The sequence below is a fragment of the Photobacterium sp. GB-56 genome (genome assembly GCF_003026105.1).
Taxonomy (GTDB): Bacteria; Pseudomonadota; Gammaproteobacteria; order Enterobacterales; family Vibrionaceae; genus Photobacterium.
The window spans coordinates 103,270-120,102 of the sequence record NZ_PYNW01000006.1; the positions used below are offsets into that span (position 1 = coordinate 103,270).

11 protein-coding genes and 1 pseudogene are annotated in these 16,833 nt (G+C 43.4%); 2 read left to right on the forward strand and 10 right to left on the reverse strand.

The features are described 5' to 3' along the window. Window positions 1-80: 80 nt before the first annotated feature. From C9J42_RS10630 to C9J42_RS10645, 4 genes are all read right to left on the reverse strand, one after another. Window positions 81-1,094 (reverse strand): Fe(3+) ABC transporter substrate-binding protein, encoded by a 1,014-nt coding sequence (locus tag C9J42_RS10630; protein ID WP_107206574.1) that lies wholly within the window; start codon window positions 1,092-1,094, stop codon window positions 81-83. A 175-nt stretch (window positions 1,095-1,269) separates the two neighbouring features. Further along, window positions 1,270-2,499 (reverse strand): ammonium transporter, encoded by a 1,230-nt coding sequence (locus C9J42_RS10635; RefSeq protein ID WP_107206573.1) that lies wholly within the window; start codon window positions 2,497-2,499, stop codon window positions 1,270-1,272. 50 nt (window positions 2,500-2,549) lie between these two features. After that, on the reverse strand, window positions 2,550-2,888 hold the full coding sequence (locus C9J42_RS10640) for a P-II family nitrogen regulator (protein WP_008987933.1): 339 nt from the start codon (window positions 2,886-2,888) through the stop codon (window positions 2,550-2,552). Window positions 2,889-3,099: 211 nt separating this feature from the next. Next, window positions 3,100-3,468, reverse strand: coding sequence for a YacL family protein (locus C9J42_RS10645; protein ID WP_005371287.1), 369 nt, complete (start codon window positions 3,466-3,468; stop codon window positions 3,100-3,102). Window positions 3,469-3,661: 193 nt separating this feature from the next. On the opposite strand from C9J42_RS10645, the gene C9J42_RS10650 reads away from it, so the two are divergent. Further along, window positions 3,662-4,795 (forward strand): glycerate kinase, encoded by a 1,134-nt coding sequence (locus C9J42_RS10650; protein WP_107260199.1) that lies wholly within the window; start codon window positions 3,662-3,664, stop codon window positions 4,793-4,795. Between the two features lie 83 nt (window positions 4,796-4,878). Here C9J42_RS10650 and acnB read toward each other — a convergent pair whose 3' ends face one another. Next, window positions 4,879-7,476 carry a bifunctional aconitate hydratase 2/2-methylisocitrate dehydratase gene (acnB, locus tag C9J42_RS10655; RefSeq protein ID WP_107246347.1) on the reverse strand — a complete coding sequence of 866 codons (2,598 nt, stop codon included), beginning with the start codon at window positions 7,474-7,476 and terminating at the stop codon, window positions 4,879-4,881. 467 nt (window positions 7,477-7,943) lie between these two features. Here acnB and C9J42_RS10660 point away from each other — a divergent pair. Continuing rightward, window positions 7,944-8,576 (forward strand): annotated as a pseudogene (locus C9J42_RS10660) (methyl-accepting chemotaxis protein); the annotation flags it as partial. 85 nt (window positions 8,577-8,661) lie between these two features. Here C9J42_RS10660 and lpdA read toward each other — a convergent pair. The 5 genes from lpdA to ampD all read right to left on the reverse strand — a co-directional run bounded on the left by lpdA (window position 8,662) and on the right by ampD (window position 16,592). Beyond that, window positions 8,662-10,092 (reverse strand): dihydrolipoyl dehydrogenase, encoded by a 1,431-nt coding sequence (lpdA, locus tag C9J42_RS10665; RefSeq protein WP_107206570.1) that lies wholly within the window; start codon window positions 10,090-10,092, stop codon window positions 8,662-8,664. Window positions 10,093-10,287: 195 nt separating this feature from the next. Beyond that, window positions 10,288-12,186 carry a pyruvate dehydrogenase complex dihydrolipoyllysine-residue acetyltransferase gene (gene aceF / locus C9J42_RS10670; protein WP_107301989.1) on the reverse strand — a complete coding sequence of 633 codons (1,899 nt, stop codon included), beginning with the start codon at window positions 12,184-12,186 and terminating at the stop codon, window positions 10,288-10,290. A 14-nt stretch (window positions 12,187-12,200) separates the two neighbouring features. After that, entirely contained in the window at window positions 12,201-14,867 is a 2,667-nt protein-coding gene (gene aceE / locus C9J42_RS10675; RefSeq protein ID WP_107206568.1) for a pyruvate dehydrogenase (acetyl-transferring), homodimeric type, read from the reverse strand. A gap of 72 nt (window positions 14,868-14,939) precedes the next feature. Further along, window positions 14,940-15,716 (reverse strand): pyruvate dehydrogenase complex transcriptional repressor PdhR, encoded by a 777-nt coding sequence (pdhR, locus tag C9J42_RS10680; protein ID WP_107246344.1) that lies wholly within the window; start codon window positions 15,714-15,716, stop codon window positions 14,940-14,942. 330 nt (window positions 15,717-16,046) lie between these two features. After that, entirely contained in the window at window positions 16,047-16,592 is a 546-nt protein-coding gene (gene ampD, locus C9J42_RS10685; protein ID WP_107206566.1) for a 1,6-anhydro-N-acetylmuramyl-L-alanine amidase AmpD, read from the reverse strand. Between the last annotated feature and the right edge of the window lie 241 nt (window positions 16,593-16,833).

Below are 16,833 nucleotides of genomic sequence, written 5' to 3' on the forward strand. Positions count from 1 at the left end.
GAAACTACCACAACTTATTGTGAAATTTACCAAGCATGATGCAAAAATGGGGCTTAGCACCCCATTTATTTTGTAACTAATTACAGATCAAACTTCACTTCATCCAGCAGTTTTGTTGCTGCATTGTGGTACTGTGCAATCTTGTCTAGTGATACATCATCAGCTTTAAAATCACCCCAAGATGCCACAAGCTCTGAGCGCTTCACACCCTCTTTAACTGGGTATTCATAGTTCACTTCAGCGTACATTTCTTGTGCTTTATCAGACGTTAAGAATTCCATTAACTTAAGTGCGTTAGCTTGGTTTGGCGCGTATTTCGCCATTGCCATTCCACTTACGTTAACGTGCGTACCATTACCTTCTTGACCTGGGAAATTAATATAAACCGCTTCAGCCCATGGTTTTTGGTTTTCATCGTTAACCATCTTACCTAAGTAGTAGCTGTTACCAATCGCTAAATCACATAGGCCTTCTTTAACCGCTTTAACTTGTCCGCGGTCGTTACCTTGAGGTTTACGAGCAAGGTTTGCTTTCACACCTTCTAACCATGTTTTCGTTTCTGCTTCGCCGTAATGTGCAATCATCGATGAAACGAGTGAAACATTATATGGGTGCTTACCTGAACGTGTACAAATTTTACCTTTCCACTCAGGCTTTGCTAAATCAGCATAATCAAAAGACGCTGGTAGCTTACCTACACGATCTTTTGATGAATATACGTTTCGCGTACGCAATGTTAGAGCAAACCACTCATCTTCGTTATCACGAAACTGTGCAGGAACATTACCATCAATCAGCTTGCTATCCACTGGCTGAACTAATTTCTTATCAGATAGCTCTACCAAACGGCTAATATCGGTTGTTAGGACAACATCAGCAGGGCTGTATTCACCTTCTTGCTCAAGCTTTTCAGCAAGACCTTTTTTAGCAAATTTCACATTAACTTTAATACCAGTTTCTTTTGTGAATTCGTTAAACATAGGCTCAACTAAGAAAGGTTGGCGGTATGAATAAACATTAACCTCTTCAGCCGCAGTGGCAACTTGAGGAGCGGCTAAACCCATAAGGATTGCTGAAGCTAAAAGCTTTTTCATTGATTATTCCCTTAAATGCAAAATGTAATGATAACGTTTCTCAATAAGATTCATTATACGTAAAACACTTACCTTCGCAATCCAGTAGTTACAATTTATTACAATCAAAAATAAAACTCGCCACCCATTTCTAGGTGGCGAGTTTTTATCTATAAATTAATCAATTACTTATATTTTATTTCACGCTAACAAATTCTGGGTAGGCGTCAACACCACAATCATGTGAATCCATACCTTCCAGTTCTTCCTCTTCTGTTACGCGAATACCAACCGTGACTTTTAGTACACCCCATACCGCTAAACTTGCTGCAAACACCCAACCGAAGATAACCGCAGCACCAAATAACTGAGTCATAAAGCTTGCATCAGCATTACTAAATGGCACGACCATTAGACCAAATAAACCACATACACCGTGTACTGAAATCGCGCCTACTGGATCATCAATCTTCACTTTATCAAGCGCAATGATACTAAACACAACTAATGCACCAGCAACCACGCCAATAATTAACGCAGCAACAGGTGATGGCGATAATGGATCGGCCGTGATAGCTACAAGACCGGCTAACGCGCCGTTTAACACCATAGTTAAATCAGCTTTACCCCATGTTGTTTTACATACTGCTAGTGCTGCAATGGCACCAGCGGCAGCTGCGGCATTCGTATTTAGGAAAATTTGACCAACAGCCGTTGCGTTTTCAAAGTCAGATACCATTAACTGTGAACCGCCGTTGAAACCAAACCAACCGAACCACAGAATAAATGTACCTAATGTCGCAAGTGGCATGTTTGAACCCGGAATTGGGTAAATCTCGCCATTTTTACCATACTTACCTTTACGTGCTCCCAGTAACAATACACCCGCTAGTGCTGCTGCAGCTCCTGCCATATGTACAATACCTGAACCTGCAAAGTCGCTAAAGCCTGCTTCTGATAGGAAACCACCACCCCATGTCCAGTAACCTTCTACAGGATAGATAACCGCTGTTAGCACTACAGAAAAGATTAAGAATGACCATAGCTTCATACGTTCAGCTACCGCACCAGAAACAACAGACATCGCAGTCGCAACGAAGACAACTTGGAAAAAGAAGTCAGATTCTAAAGAGTGATCAGCGCCTTCAGCTTGCGTACCAATTAATGCTCCAAACGAGGGTAACCAACCACCCGCACTATTATCGACGTACATAATGTTGTAACCAACCAATAGATACATGGTACAAGCGATAGCGTATAAACAAATATTTTTAGTTAAAATTTCAGTGGTGTTTTTCGAACGTACAAGGCCTGCTTCTAACATCGCAAAACCTGCCGCCATCCACATCACTAATGCGCCAGAGAGCAAAAAGAAAAATGTGTCTAACGCATAACGTAATTCTATTACTGTTGTTGATAATTCCATGGTCGTCTTCCCCTAATAACCCAATTCATCAATTCTTTTATTGTTGTGAACTACAGTGCTTCTGTGTCCACTTCACCGGTACGAATACGTACCGCGTGCTCAAGATCGTAAACAAAAATTTTGCCGTCACCGATTTTCCCGGTTTGTGCGGCATTGCTGATAGCTTCAACAATGGCATCTAAATTCTGAGCTTGCGTTGCAATTTCAATTTTCACCTTAGGTAAAAAATCAACCTGATATTCAGCACCACGGTAAAGCTCTGTATGCCCTTTCTGTCGGCCAAATCCTTTGACTTCCGAGACGGTCATACCTTCTACACCGACATCGGCTAATGCCTCACGTACGTCGTCTAATTTAAATGGCTTAATAATGGCGTTAATTATCTTCATTGCTTGCTCCTCAAATACCCAATCCTTGATGTTTACAGTTATTTAACAAACAAGCATTGTGCCAACTTTTATTTACATTAAAATTCAATAACTTAAGATATTTAAAGAAAATTAACGAAAAAAGGCTGCACCATCACAGTGCAGCCTCCTCACTAACATGAAGCATAAAAACGCCTCAAATCAATTCTATTTTTAAAGCTCGATAAGAAAATTAAAAACGCGCAATAAAAGTACGCCAACCTTCTAACACTTGCTCAAGATCTTCAAAACCACAAACAGAAAGACTTTCTTCATCATAGAAATGAAAATCCTCTTCAAAGTCTTCCTCTTCTTCTGAAAACAAACAGTTAGCTTGAACCAAGGCTTCATTATCTTGCAATAATAGGGTTAATTCTTCCCCCACTAAACGCCATTCTTGGCTACTGTTTTTCATTGCACTAAGTTGATCCATGATGAGATCGAGCTTCTCGGTATCCTTACCTATTTCTTCAATGATCCAACGACCCAATACTTCATGACCCATAGAGAAAATAGCGTGATAAGTACCGTCCAAGGTATTTTTTTTAAATTCGTAGTCCATACCTTTCGTTCCTCATAGATGATCTTCTTGCTTTAATAAGCTGATAAAATACAGCCTATATGCTGCCGCCCATTGTCAGGATCTACTCAAGAAATGCAACTCAATACCACAAGTAGACGCAAATCGTGCTACACAATGACGTAACCATAACAAAAATGCTCGTATTCCTTCTCTTCGTTTAGAGCTCATTATTATGAAAATTATTATTGCTCCTGATTCTTACAAAGAAAGCTTAACGGCAATGGAAGTGGCTACCGCGATTGAAAACGGTTTCCGCCAAGTATTACCAAACGCTGAATACATAAAGCTTCCCATGGCTGATGGTGGTGAAGGCACAGTTCAATCATTGGTGGATGCTAGCAACGGTCGCATTATTGAGTGCACAGTAACAGGACCGTTAGGCGAACAAGTGAATGGCTTCTTCGGCTTAATGGGGGATGGAAAAACCGCGATTATTGAAATGGCTGCAGCTTCCGGTTTACATCTTGTTAGCCCTGAGCAGCGAAACCCCATGTTAACCAACAGCTTTGGGACTGGTGAATTAATTCTCGCAGCATTAGATAAAGGAGTTGAACACATCATCGTCGGTATCGGTGGTAGCGCAACTAACGATGGTGGTATCGGGATGGCACAAGCGTTGGGGGTACGTCTACAGGATGAAAACAACAACCCAATTTGCTTCGGCGGCGGTGCGTTAGCTCGCTTACACCATATTGATATTAGTAATATCGACCCTCGTCTTGCTCAGGTCAAATTAGAAGTTGCCTGTGATGTCGATAATCCACTGTGTGGTGAAAAAGGGGCATCTCAGGTATTTGGCCCACAGAAAGGTGCAACACCTGAGATGGTAGTGCAACTCGATACCAACCTCGCCCATTATGCAGAAATCATTAAACGCGATTTAGGTACTGATGTAAAAGACATGGCAGGTGCAGGGGCTGCTGGCGGTATGGGAGCTGCTTTACTTGGACTATTTAACGCACAGTTACGCCCAGGGATAGAAATCGTTATGGATGCGGTCAATTTAGCAGATGTATTAAAAGACGCTGATTTAGTGATCACTGGTGAAGGCCGCATTGATAGCCAAACGATTCACGGTAAAACCCCGATTGGTGTGGCACGTACGGCCAAGCGTTTTAACAAACCTGTCATTGGTATTGCAGGATGTTTATCTTATGACTGTGATGTTGTTTATGAGCACGGTATTGATGCGGTATTCAGTGTCGTACCACGCTCGGTAAGTTTAGCTGAAGCACTTGCAGAAGCTGCAATTAACGTTGAGCTCACAGCACGTAATGTCGCAGCGATTTACACCTTAGGTCGCTAATAAAAACTTTTTCCATACCAACAAAAAACGCCTCGAATATTCGAGGCGTTTTTTATTATTTAATCAACAACTAAGCACAATGACTAAGCTGGTTGTTGAATGATCACTTCATCCGCTTTTTTAGTGTAATCTTCCATACGGTGGAAGTTTAAGTAACGGTAAGTATCCGCCGCTGTTGCATCAATTTGTTTCGCGTATTCTAGGTATTCTTCCTTCGTTGGAATACGACCTAAAATAGCACCAACTGCAGCAAGCTCAGCTGAAGATAGGTAAACATTGGCACCTGTACCTAAACGGTTCGGGAAGTTACGGGTTGATGTCGACATCACTGTCGCCTTATCTGCAACACGTGCTTGGTTACCCATACACAGTGAACATCCCGGCGTTTCAATACGAACCCCAGCACGACCAAAGATACCGTAGTAGCCTTCTTCCGTTAGCTGATCTTTATCCATCTTCGTTGGTGGTGCGACCCACAAACGTGTATCTAGCTGACCACCAAATTTCTCTAGCAGTTTACCTGCTGCACGGAAGTGGCCAATGTTCGTCATACATGAACCGATAAACACTTCATCAATTTGTGTACCTTGAACGTCAGACAATAAACGCGCATCATCAGGATCATTTGGCGCACATAGAATTGGCTGATTGATATCTGCCAAGTCAATTTCAATCACGTGTGCGTATTCAGCATCGCTATCTGCGGTCATTAGCTCAGGATTGGCTAACCACTCTTCCATCGCAGTAATACGACGCTCAATGGTACGACGATCGCCGTAACCTTCAGAAATCATCCACTTCAGCATCACGATGTTTGAATTTAAGTATTCTGCAATCGATTCTTCAGAAAGCTTAACCGTACAACCTGCCGCACTACGCTCTGCCGATGCGTCTGATAGCTCAAATGCTTGCTCAACCGTTAGGTGCTCAACACCTTCGATCTCCAGTACTCGACCAGAGAATTCGTTGATCTTACCTGCTTTCTCAACGGTCAGTAGACCCTGCTGAATCGCGTAGTATGGGATCGCATGAACCAGATCACGTAGCGTGATACCTTCTTGCATCTCACCTTTAAAGCGAACCAGAATAGATTCAGGCATATCTAACGGCATAACACCTGTTGCCGCAGCAAAAGCGACAAGGCCAGAACCAGCTGGGAATGAAATACCTAATGGGAAACGGGTATGTGAGTCACCACCTGTACCAACGGTATCAGGCAGTAGCATACGGTTTAGCCATGAGTGAATAACACCATCACCCGGACGAAGTGATACACCACCACGATTCATAATAAAATCAGGTAATGTGTGGTGAGTATTAACATCAATCGGTTTCGGATAAGCCGAGGTATGACAGAACGACTGCATCGTAAGTTCAGCAGAGAAACCAAGACATGCTAAGTCTTTTAATTCATCACGAGTCATAGGACCTGTGGTATCTTGCGAACCTACCGTTGTCATCTTAGGCTCACAGTAAGTGCCTGGGCGAACGCCTTCAACACCACATGCTTTACCTACCATCTTCTGCGCTAAAGTATAACCCTTACCGCTATCTTCAACCGCAACAGGACGACGGAAAATATCCGATGATGGTAAACCCAATGATTGGCGCGCACGATCGGTTAGGCCACGACCAATGATCAATGGAATACGACCACCCGCACGTACTTCATCAATCAGCACATCCGTTTTTAGCCCAAAAGTAGACACTAGCTCATCACTTTCGTGACGACGAACTTCACCTTTAAATGGGTACACATCAATCACATCACCCATCGCGAGTTGAGTTACATCAACTTCAATCGGTAGTGCGCCTGCATCTTCCATCGTATTAAAGAAGATAGGAGCGATCTTGCCACCTAAAACATAACCACCCGCACGCTTGTTCGGTACATAAGGGATATCATCGCCCATGAACCAAAGCACAGAGTTAGTCGCAGACTTACGAGAAGAGCCTGTACCTACAACATCACCAACATAAACAAGCTGATGACCTTTTTCTTTTAACGCTTCGATTTGCTTGATCGGACCCACAGAGCCTTGTTGATCAGGCACGATACCTTCACGTTCATTTTTCAGCATCGCAAGCGCGTGAAGTGGGATATCTGGACGAGACCATGCATCAGGTGCTGGTGATAAGTCATCGGTGTTGGTCTCACCTGTGACTTTAAATACAGTCAGGGTGATTTTTTCAGCCAATGCTGGTTTAGATAGGAACCACTCAGCATCAGCCCATGATTGGAGAACTTGCTGAGCAAATACATTGCCTGCTTTTGCTTTTTCTTCTACATCGTAGAACGCATCAAACATCAATAATGTATGAGATAACGCTTTAACTGAAATCGGAGCTAGCGTGTCATCATCAAGCAAAGAAATAAGTGGTTCGATATTGTAACCACCTTGCATTGTGCCGAGTAACTCTGCGGCTTTTTCTTTACTTACGATAGGTGATTGCGCGTCACCTTTAGTGATCGCAGCAAGGAAACCCGCTTTTACGTATGCCGCTTCATCAACGCCCGGGGGAATACGATTTTCTAGTAGATCCAGCAGAACACTTTCTTCGCCTGCTGGCGGATTTTTTAGTAACTCAACAAGAGCGGCAACCTGTTCAGCATCCAATGGTTTAGCAACAACCCCTTCAGCAGCACGCTCTTCGACGTGTTTACGGTAGGCTTCAAGCACGACATATTCCTCATATTACGGTCTGGCACCATAGGCCAAACATCCTTGGAAGTGAGTGATCTCTAGATTCTTATAATCATGTTTTGCTGAACATTGTCAGAGCCAAAACCCTTTAGGAGAGACCAAAACTGTGCAGTATTATACCATTTTTAACGTAAACTTAAAAACTACTGCTTTTTTACAACATTCACATTTTAGGAAAATTCTTTGTTCATAATGTGTAAAGCGATCCTCAATATTTATAACGCATAAAATAAAAGTCGCTTGTTTCATATTGGTTTTATTTTCTCTTTTTTAGCTACAGGTCATATTTAGTGACGTAAATCACTAAAGTTTTGTAACAAATTTGCAGATACATAACGGCGTATTTTCATTTCATTGATCAGTATTGCGTTGTCACGTTGTGCATGGTCTGTTCACTTGCTCATAAATATAAGCCGTTTTATGAATTACAAACATTTAAGTATCAAACCCATGATGGTCAAACCGTTGTTGGTGAAGCACGTAATACCATAAATCAACTGTCATCGGATATTAGCCAAGTCAGCGATGTCATTGACTCACTGGCAAGTAATACCCAGTCGATTGGTAGTATTTTAGATGTGATCCGTGGGATCTCAGAGCAAACTAACCTACTTTCCCTTAATGCCGCGATTGAAGCAGCACGTGCTGGCGAACAAGGACGAGGGGTTGCGGTCGTGGCCGATGAAGTGCGTAATCTTGCTAGTCGTACTGCCGATTCTACCGACGAGATCCAAGCGATGATCAACCGCCTCCAGCAAGAAGCATCCAATGCAGTGGTTGCGATGGAACAAAGCCGTCAGCTATCTGAAAATGGGGGATCAGCTTCCGATCAAGCATCTGTTGCTTTAGTGTCGATTTCTGAGCGTATTAGTTTAATTGCCGATATGAATACCCAAGTGGCTACCGCGACAGAAGAGCAGTCAACCGTGGTACAAGACATTAATTGTAATATTGAAGAGATAAATGAAACCACTCAGCTAACCGCAGAAACAGCCGCGCAATTAGCTGATTCAAGCCAAGCATTACGTCAACTATCACAACGTCTTGATGATATGGTCGGTACCTTTAAGTTGTAACCTGAAATAGAAGGTTAGCATTGCTACACAGCAGATAATAAAAAAGCGCCCTTAGGCGCTTTTTTATTATCATAACAAGTAGTAATTACTTCTTACGCTTTACCGCTTTTGCATTTGGAAGGTCAGTGATAGAGCCTTCAAATACTTCAGCAGCAAGACCTACTGATTCGTGTAGTGTTGGGTGAGCGTGGATAGTTAATGCGATATCTTCAGCATCACAACCCATCTCGATCGCTAGACCGATTTCACCAAGTAGTTCACCACCGTTAGTACCTACGATAGCACCACCGATCACACGGTGCGTGTCTTTGTCGAAGATCATCTTCGTCATACCGTCAGCACAATCAGATGCGATAGCACGGCCTGATGCCGCCCATGGGAATGTAGCAACTTCGTAGTTGATGCCTTCCGCTTTCGCTTCTTTCTCAGTCTTACCAACCCACGCAACTTCTGGCTCAGTGTAAGCAATTGAAGGAATAACTTTAGGATCGAAGTAGTGCTTCTTACCAGAAATAACTTCAGCCGCTACGTGACCTTCATGCACACCTTTGTGAGCCAACATTGGTTGACCAACAACATCACCAATAGCGTGAATGTGAGCAACATTCGTACGCATTTGCTTATCAACGTTAATAAAGCCACGCTCATCAACATTGATACCCGCTTTTTCAGCGTCAATCAGTTTACCGTTTGGCACACGACCGATAGCAACAAGAACAGCATCGTAACGAACAGGCTCAGCAGGTGCTTTTTTGCCTTCCATCGTTACATAAATACCGTCTTCTTTTGCTTCAACAGCTGTTACTTTCGTTTCAAGCATCAGGTTGAATTTCTTCGCGATACGCTTAGTAAATACTTTAACGATATCTTTATCCGCAGCTGGGATCACTTGATCGAACATCTCAACAACGTCGATTTGAGAACCTAGCGCGTGGTAAACCGTACCCATTTCAAGACCGATGATACCGCCGCCCATAACAAGTAACTTCTCAGGTACTTCTTTAAGCTCTAGCGCATCTGTTGAATCCCAAATACGTGGGTCTTCATGCGGAATGAATGGTAGTTCGATTGGGCGAGAGCCCGCCGCGATAATCGCGTTATCAAAGTTAACTGTTGTTGGGCCATCTGCGCCTTCAACAACAATGCTGTTAGGGCCAGTAAATTTACCGTAACCGTTCACAACATTAACTTTACGCATCTTAGCCATACCGCCAAGACCGCCAGTTAGCTGAGTAATTACCTTATCTTTCCACAGACGGATCTTATCGATGTCTGTTTGTGGTTCACCAAAAACAACGCCGTGCTCAGCCATTGCTTTTGCTTCTTCGATAACTTTCGCTACGTGAAGTAATGCTTTTGATGGGATACAACCCACGTTAAGACATACACCACCTAGTGTGTTGAATTTTTCAATTAGAACCGTATCTAGACCTAAGTCAGCGCAACGGAATGCAGCAGAGTAACCAGCAGGGCCTGAACCCAACACCACTACCTGGGCTTTAATTTCTTTACTCATTATGACCTCGTTGTAAGTCTTATATCCCTAACAAGCTATCAGGTAACTTTTACGTATTTGTATACGTTTATCTTTCAGATGGACAACAAGTCTACAGACCTGTTAACAGAGTGAAAAATAAATTACTGCAGCCTGTGAGCTACACAACAATTCCATGCCTACGCATTGTAGGCATGGCGTTGTGGATGTGAAACCTTAAAGTACTAAACGACGGATGTCTGATAGACAGCCATTTAGGTAAGTGATGAAGCGCGCACCTTCAGCACCATCAATCACACGGTGATCGTATGATAGTGATAATGGAAGTTGTAGACGCGGTTCGAACTCTTTACCGTTCCATACTGGTTTCATTTCAGACTTAGATACACCTAGGATACCTACTTCTGGTGCGTTCACGATTGGTGTGAATGCAGTACCACCTAAGCCACCAAGGCTTGAGATAGTGAAACAGCCGCCTTGCATATCAGATGCAGTTAGCTTACCAGCACGTGCTTTCTTAGAAATAGCCATTAGCTCTTCAGATAGCTCGTAGATACCTTTCTTGTTCACATCTTTAAATACAGGAACAACTAGGCCGTTTGGCGTATCGACTGCGATACCGATGTTCACGTATTTCTTCAGGATCAAGCTCTCGCCATCGTCAGATAGAGAAGAGTTGAATGAAGGGAATGCTTCAAGTGCTTTAGCAGCCGCTTTCATGATGAACACAAGTGGTGTGATCTTCATGCCAGAGTCTTTCTTCGCTTCAATCGCGTTTTGCTCTTTACGGAATGCTTCAAGCGCAGTGATATCTGCGTTATCCCACTGTGTAACGTGAGGGATCATTACCCAGTTACGGTGTAGGTTAGCGCCAGAGATCTTCTTAATGCGAGATAGTGGCTTAACTTCAGTCTCACCAAACTTGCTGAAATCAACTTTCGGCCAAGGTAGTAGACCAAGCGCTGCGCCATCGCCTTTACCTGACGCAGAAGCTGCTGCACCAGACTCAAGACGCTTAAGTGCATCTTTAACGAAGTTTTGTACGTCTTCTTTAAGAACGCGGTTCTTACGGCCAGTACCTTTAACTTTCGCAAGGTTAACACCGAACTCACGAGCTAGACGACGAACAACTGGTGATGCGTGTGCGTATTCGTTGTTTTCAACGAAATCACCTGTTGCAGCAGGCGCTTCAGCTTTTGCTGGAGCCGCCGCAGGTGCTGCTGCAGGAGCAGGCGCTGCCGCTTGAGCTACAGGTGCTGCATCAGCAACCGGAGTGCCGGCCACTTCAAATACCATGATTAGTGAGCCAGTAGAAACCTTATCGCCTTCTGCGATCTTGATTTCTTTAACTGTACCAGCGAATGGTGCAGGCACTTCCATAGAAGCCTTGTCACCTTCAACAGTGATTAGCGATTGCTCTTCTTCCACTGTATCGCCAACAGATACCATGATTTCAGTAACTTCTACTTCGTCACCACCGATATCAGGAACGTTAACTTCTTTCGCTGCAGATGCTGCAGGTGCTGCTGGAGCAGGCGCTGCTGCTTGAGCAACAGGTGCAGAGCCAGCCACCGGAGTGCCGGCCACTTCAAATACCATGATTAAAGAACCAGTAGAAACCTTATCGCCTTCTACAATTTTGATTTCTTTAACAGTACCAGCGAATGGTGCAGGTACTTCCATAGAAGCCTTGTCACCTTCAACAGTAATTAGAGATTGCTCTTCTTCTACTGTATCGCCAACAGATACCATGATTTCAGTACATTCAACTTCATCACCACCGATATCTGGAACATGAACTTCTTTCAGTTCAGCCGCTGCTGCTGGAGCTGGAGCAGCAGGCGCTGCTTCAGCCACAGGAGCAGGTGCAGCTTCAGCTGCACCCTCGGCTTCGAAAATCATGATTAGAGAACCAGTAGAAACCGTGTCGCCTTCAGCAACTTTGATTTCTTTAACGATACCCGCTTGAGAAGCAGGAACTTCCATTGAAGCTTTATCGCCTTCAACAGTGATCAGTGATTGCTCTTCTTCAACCTTGTCGCCAACGCTAACAAGAATCTCAGTTACTTCAACCTCATCCGCACCGATGTCTGGTACATTAATTTCGATTGCCATTTTTAATTTGCCTCTTATGCGTATAGCGGGTTGATCTTGTCAGCGTCGATATCGAACTTAGCAATTGCATCTACAACTACAGCGTTATCAATATCGCCACGTTTAGCGAGTTCAGAAAGTGCAGCAACAACAACATAGCCAGCATTCACTTCGAAGTGACGACGTAGGTTTGCACGGCTATCAGAACGACCGAAACCATCAGTACCAAGAACCTTGTAAGACTCAGATGGCATGAATGCACGTACTTGTTCTGCGTAGTTCTTCATGTAGTCCGTTGCAGCGATTGCAGGCTCAGAACCCATTGCAGTTGTTAGGTAAGGAACCTTCTTCTCTGCAGTTGGGTGAAGCATGTTGTAACGCTCACAATCTTGACCATCACGAGTTAGTTCGTTGAATGATGTTACAGAGTAAACATCAGACGCTACACCGTACTCTTCACTTAGGATCTGTGCCGCTTTACGTACTTCGTTCATGATAGTACCAGAGCTCATTAACTGAACTTTAGACTTATCACCAGCGTGAGACTCAAGCTTGTAAATACCCTTACGAATGCCTGCTTCAGCGCCTTCTGGCATTGCTGGCATTGCGTAGTTTTCGTTCATTACTGTTAGGTAGTAGTAAATGTTCTCTTGATTTTCACCGTACATGCGACGAATACCGTCTTGCATGATAACCGCTAGCTCGTAAGCAAACGTTGGATCGTAAGAGATACAGTTAGGTACTGTGTTTGCAAGAATATGACTGTGGCCATCTTCGTGCTGTAGACCTTCACCGTTCAGTGTTGTACGACCAGCAGTAGCGCCTAGTAGGAAGCCACGTGCTTGTTGGTCACCTGCTAGCCATGCCATGTCACCAATACGTTGGAAACCGAACATTGAGTAGTAGATGTAGAATGGGATCATTGGAAGATCGTTGGTGCTGTAAGATGTTGCAGCAGCAACCCAAGATGCCATTGAACCTAGTTCGTTGATACCTTCTTGAAGTACCTGACCAGATGTTGCTTCTTTGTAGAAAGAAACAATGCCTTTATCTTCTGGTGTGTAAGTTTGGCCATCTGGGTTGTAGATACCAACCTGACGGAACAGACCTTCCATACCGAACGTACGCGCTTCATCACAGATAATTGGCACGATGTTCTTACCGATTGCTTTATCTTTAAGAAGAATATTTAGCGCACGAACATAAGCCATAGTGGTTGAAATTTCACGCTTCTGCTCACTTAGTAGTGGCGCAAATGCATCAAGCTCAGGCACTTTAAATTCTTGAGTAAACTTAGGACTACGCTTAGGTGTGTAACCGTGTAGCGCATCACGACGAGCGTGTAAGTAGTTGTACTCAGCAGAGCCTTCTTCCAGTTTTAGGTAAGGCAGAGCCTTAAGATCTTCTTCAGAGATAAGATCTTGTAGACCTAGACGATCACGTAAGTATTGAACGTGAGTCATGTCCATCTTCTTAACACCGTGAGCGATGTTCTTACCTTCAGCCGCTTCACCCATACCGTAACCTTTAACAGTCTTAGCTAGGATCACCGTTGGCTTACCGCTTGTTTCTTTTGCATTGTTAAATGCTGCAAATAGTTTCGAAGAATCGTGACCACCACGCTTCAGCTCGAAGATTTGCTCATCAGTCATGTCAGAAACAAGTGCTGCAGTTTCTGGGTACTTACCAAAGAAATGCTCACGTACGTAAGCGCCATCTTTAGATTTGAATGTTTGGTAGTCACCATCGATAGTTTCGTTCATAAGCTGTAGAAGCTTACCCGTCGTATCTTTTGCTAGTAGTGCATCCCAGTTGTTACCCCAGATCACTTTAACAACGTTCCAACCAGCACCTTTAAATAGACCTTCAAGCTCTTGAATGATCTTACCGTTACCCATTACTGGGCCGTCTAGACGCTGAAGGTTACAGTTGATTAGGAAACATAGGTTGTCTAGTTTCTCACGCGCAGCGAAAGAAATAGCACCACGTGATTCTGGCTCATCCATCTCACCATCGCCCAAGAATGCGTATACGCGCTGAGCTGAAGTATCTTTAAGGCCACGACCTTCTAGGTACTTAAGGAAACGCGCTTGATAGATCGCAGAAATTGGACCTAGGCCCATAGAAACCGTTGGGAACTGCCAGAATTCAGGCATTAGTTTAGGGTGTGGGTATGAAGGAATACCTTTACCATCAACTTCTTGACGGAAGTTATCTAGCTGCTCTTCAGTTAGACGACCTTCAACAAACGCACGAGAGTAAATTCCTGGAGAAATGTGGCCTTGGTAGTAAACCAAATCACCGCCATCAACATCGTTAGGCGCACGGAAGAAGTGGTTGAAACATACTTCGTAAAAAGCAGAAGCAGACTGGTAAGAAGCCATGTGGCCGCCTAAGTCTAAATCTTTCTTAGATGCACGTAGAACGATCATGATTGCGTTCCAACGGATGATAGAACGGATACGACGCTCTAATGTTACATCACCTGGATACGCGGGTTCTTGTGCTGCTGGAATTGTGTTGATGTAGTTTGTGTTTACGCCAGTCGGCATATCTACACCATCTAAACGAGCTTTTTCTAATACTTGCTCAAGTAAGAACTGTGCGCGTTCTACACCTTCTTCACGGACTACTGATTCAAGTGCTTCTAACCAATCTTGAGTTTCCAGTACATCCACGTCACTTTTCATGACTTCAGACATGCGATCTATCCTTTCGTTGATAATCTACTAACAATGTCGCGACTAGGTCTAACTTCGTTTTTAGGTATGAAGTTAAGACTCTAACCCGTCCTTGCGCTGTTGAATCCGACGAAGAGAGCGTTCACGCCTGCTATCTTCACGCGATAAATCCAACAAGGTTTCCTCGATGTAAGCCAAATGTGCGTGCGATGCTTCACGGGCCTTTTCAGGCTCACCAGAAACAATCGCCTGCACAATATTAGCTCGGTGCTTTCTTACTTTCTCCACCACCTCAGGTCGGCGGTTTAGGAGTTCGAAATTTTGTAATACGTTTTGCTCAAGTAGCGGCGCTAAACTACGAATAATATGCAGTAACACCACATTGTGAGCCGATTCTGTTACCGCAATAAGATATTGCATTACCGCGCTAGCTTCTAAGGGTAAATCCCCTTGTTGCTGCGCGTCTTGAATACGCTGATGACAATCGCGAATGCGAACAAAATCTTCTTCGTTACCGCGCAATGCCGCAAAATAAGAGGCTAAGCCTTCTAGTGCATGGCGAGCTTCCAATAAATCTAATTGTGTTTCCGGATGAGTCGCTAATAGATCCAATAAGGGTTCAGAAAAACTTTGCCATAACTTTTCTTTTACGAATGTTCCGCCGCCTTGGCGACGAGTAAGCAAATGCTTTGCTTCTAAACGTTGGATCGCCTCACGAACGGAAGGACGAGAAACATCGAATTGTTTTGCCAACTCTCGCTCTGGAGGTAATTGCTGACCTGGGGACAAAATTCCCTCTAAAATCAAGCGCTCCAATTCCTGCTCAATAGCATCAGAAAGCTTTGGTTGTTTAATGCGTTTATAAGTCATTTTTATCGACGCTTCTTATATTAATCCCGTTTCATAAAGACCGAATCATCGGATAATTGGTATTACCAATTATTTTACCGGGTGAAAGTTTACAGAAATAAATAAAGATGTCCACACGCAACTTGATTGAAATCATAGAACGAAGTTGGTTTTAACAAAAAATTAAACTTTTGACTTATTAATAAAACATTACATATTCAGAGCTAGAAACAGCCAAGCAACGAAAAAGGTGATAGGAAGGAATAAAAAGCAGAGTGATTATGAAAATTGGTCAGACCAATTTGACCAATTTCCATTCGTAAATAAAACTTTAGTCTAATAACTGCCCTTTTAAAGCTGTTTTTTAAACCGTCGCCAATCAAACGATAAACCAGGATCTGTTTTTCGTCCAGGGGCAATAAATTCATGCCCTGTTACACGCTCTCGGGTGATAGCGGGATAACGGCTCATCAAAGATTGAGTCAATTTTGTCAGCATTTGATATTGTTCAGAAGTATACGGCAGGTGATCTGTGCCTTCTAATTCGATGCCAATTGAAAAGTCATTACACTTATCCCGATCATCAAACTTTGATACCCCCGCATGCCAAGCACGCTGATTAAAAGGCACAAACTGCACTATTTCACCATCTCGGCGTATCAAACAGTGAGCAGAAACACGAAACTGATGAATAATTTCAAAATACGGATCATCTGCAGGGTTTAATTGCCCAGTAAACAGCTGCTCAATATAAGGACCACCAAATTTACCCGGTGGTAAGCTTATATTATGTACCACCAGCAATGACATCTCGTCATGAGGTCTATTATCACAAAAAGGGGATGGCACACGCCTTGCTGTCTGTAACCAATGATCATCGTTAATCAATAACGTCATAATCCATCTTCTATTTACGTGTTACTAAAACCAAATTAGCAGGTAAAGTATCATTAGCTTATATTGAAAAGCCAATTTCCTCTCATCGCTTTTGCCTATCGCAGTAATAGATAGAAACAACCAAATATTTGGTGATTAACATTCGATTAACCCGTATTCACTTTATCCCACTCCTTTCTCACGGTATGATTTGCGCCATCATTCGCAGCACTTTTGCTGCTAAACGCGCAATGGATACAAG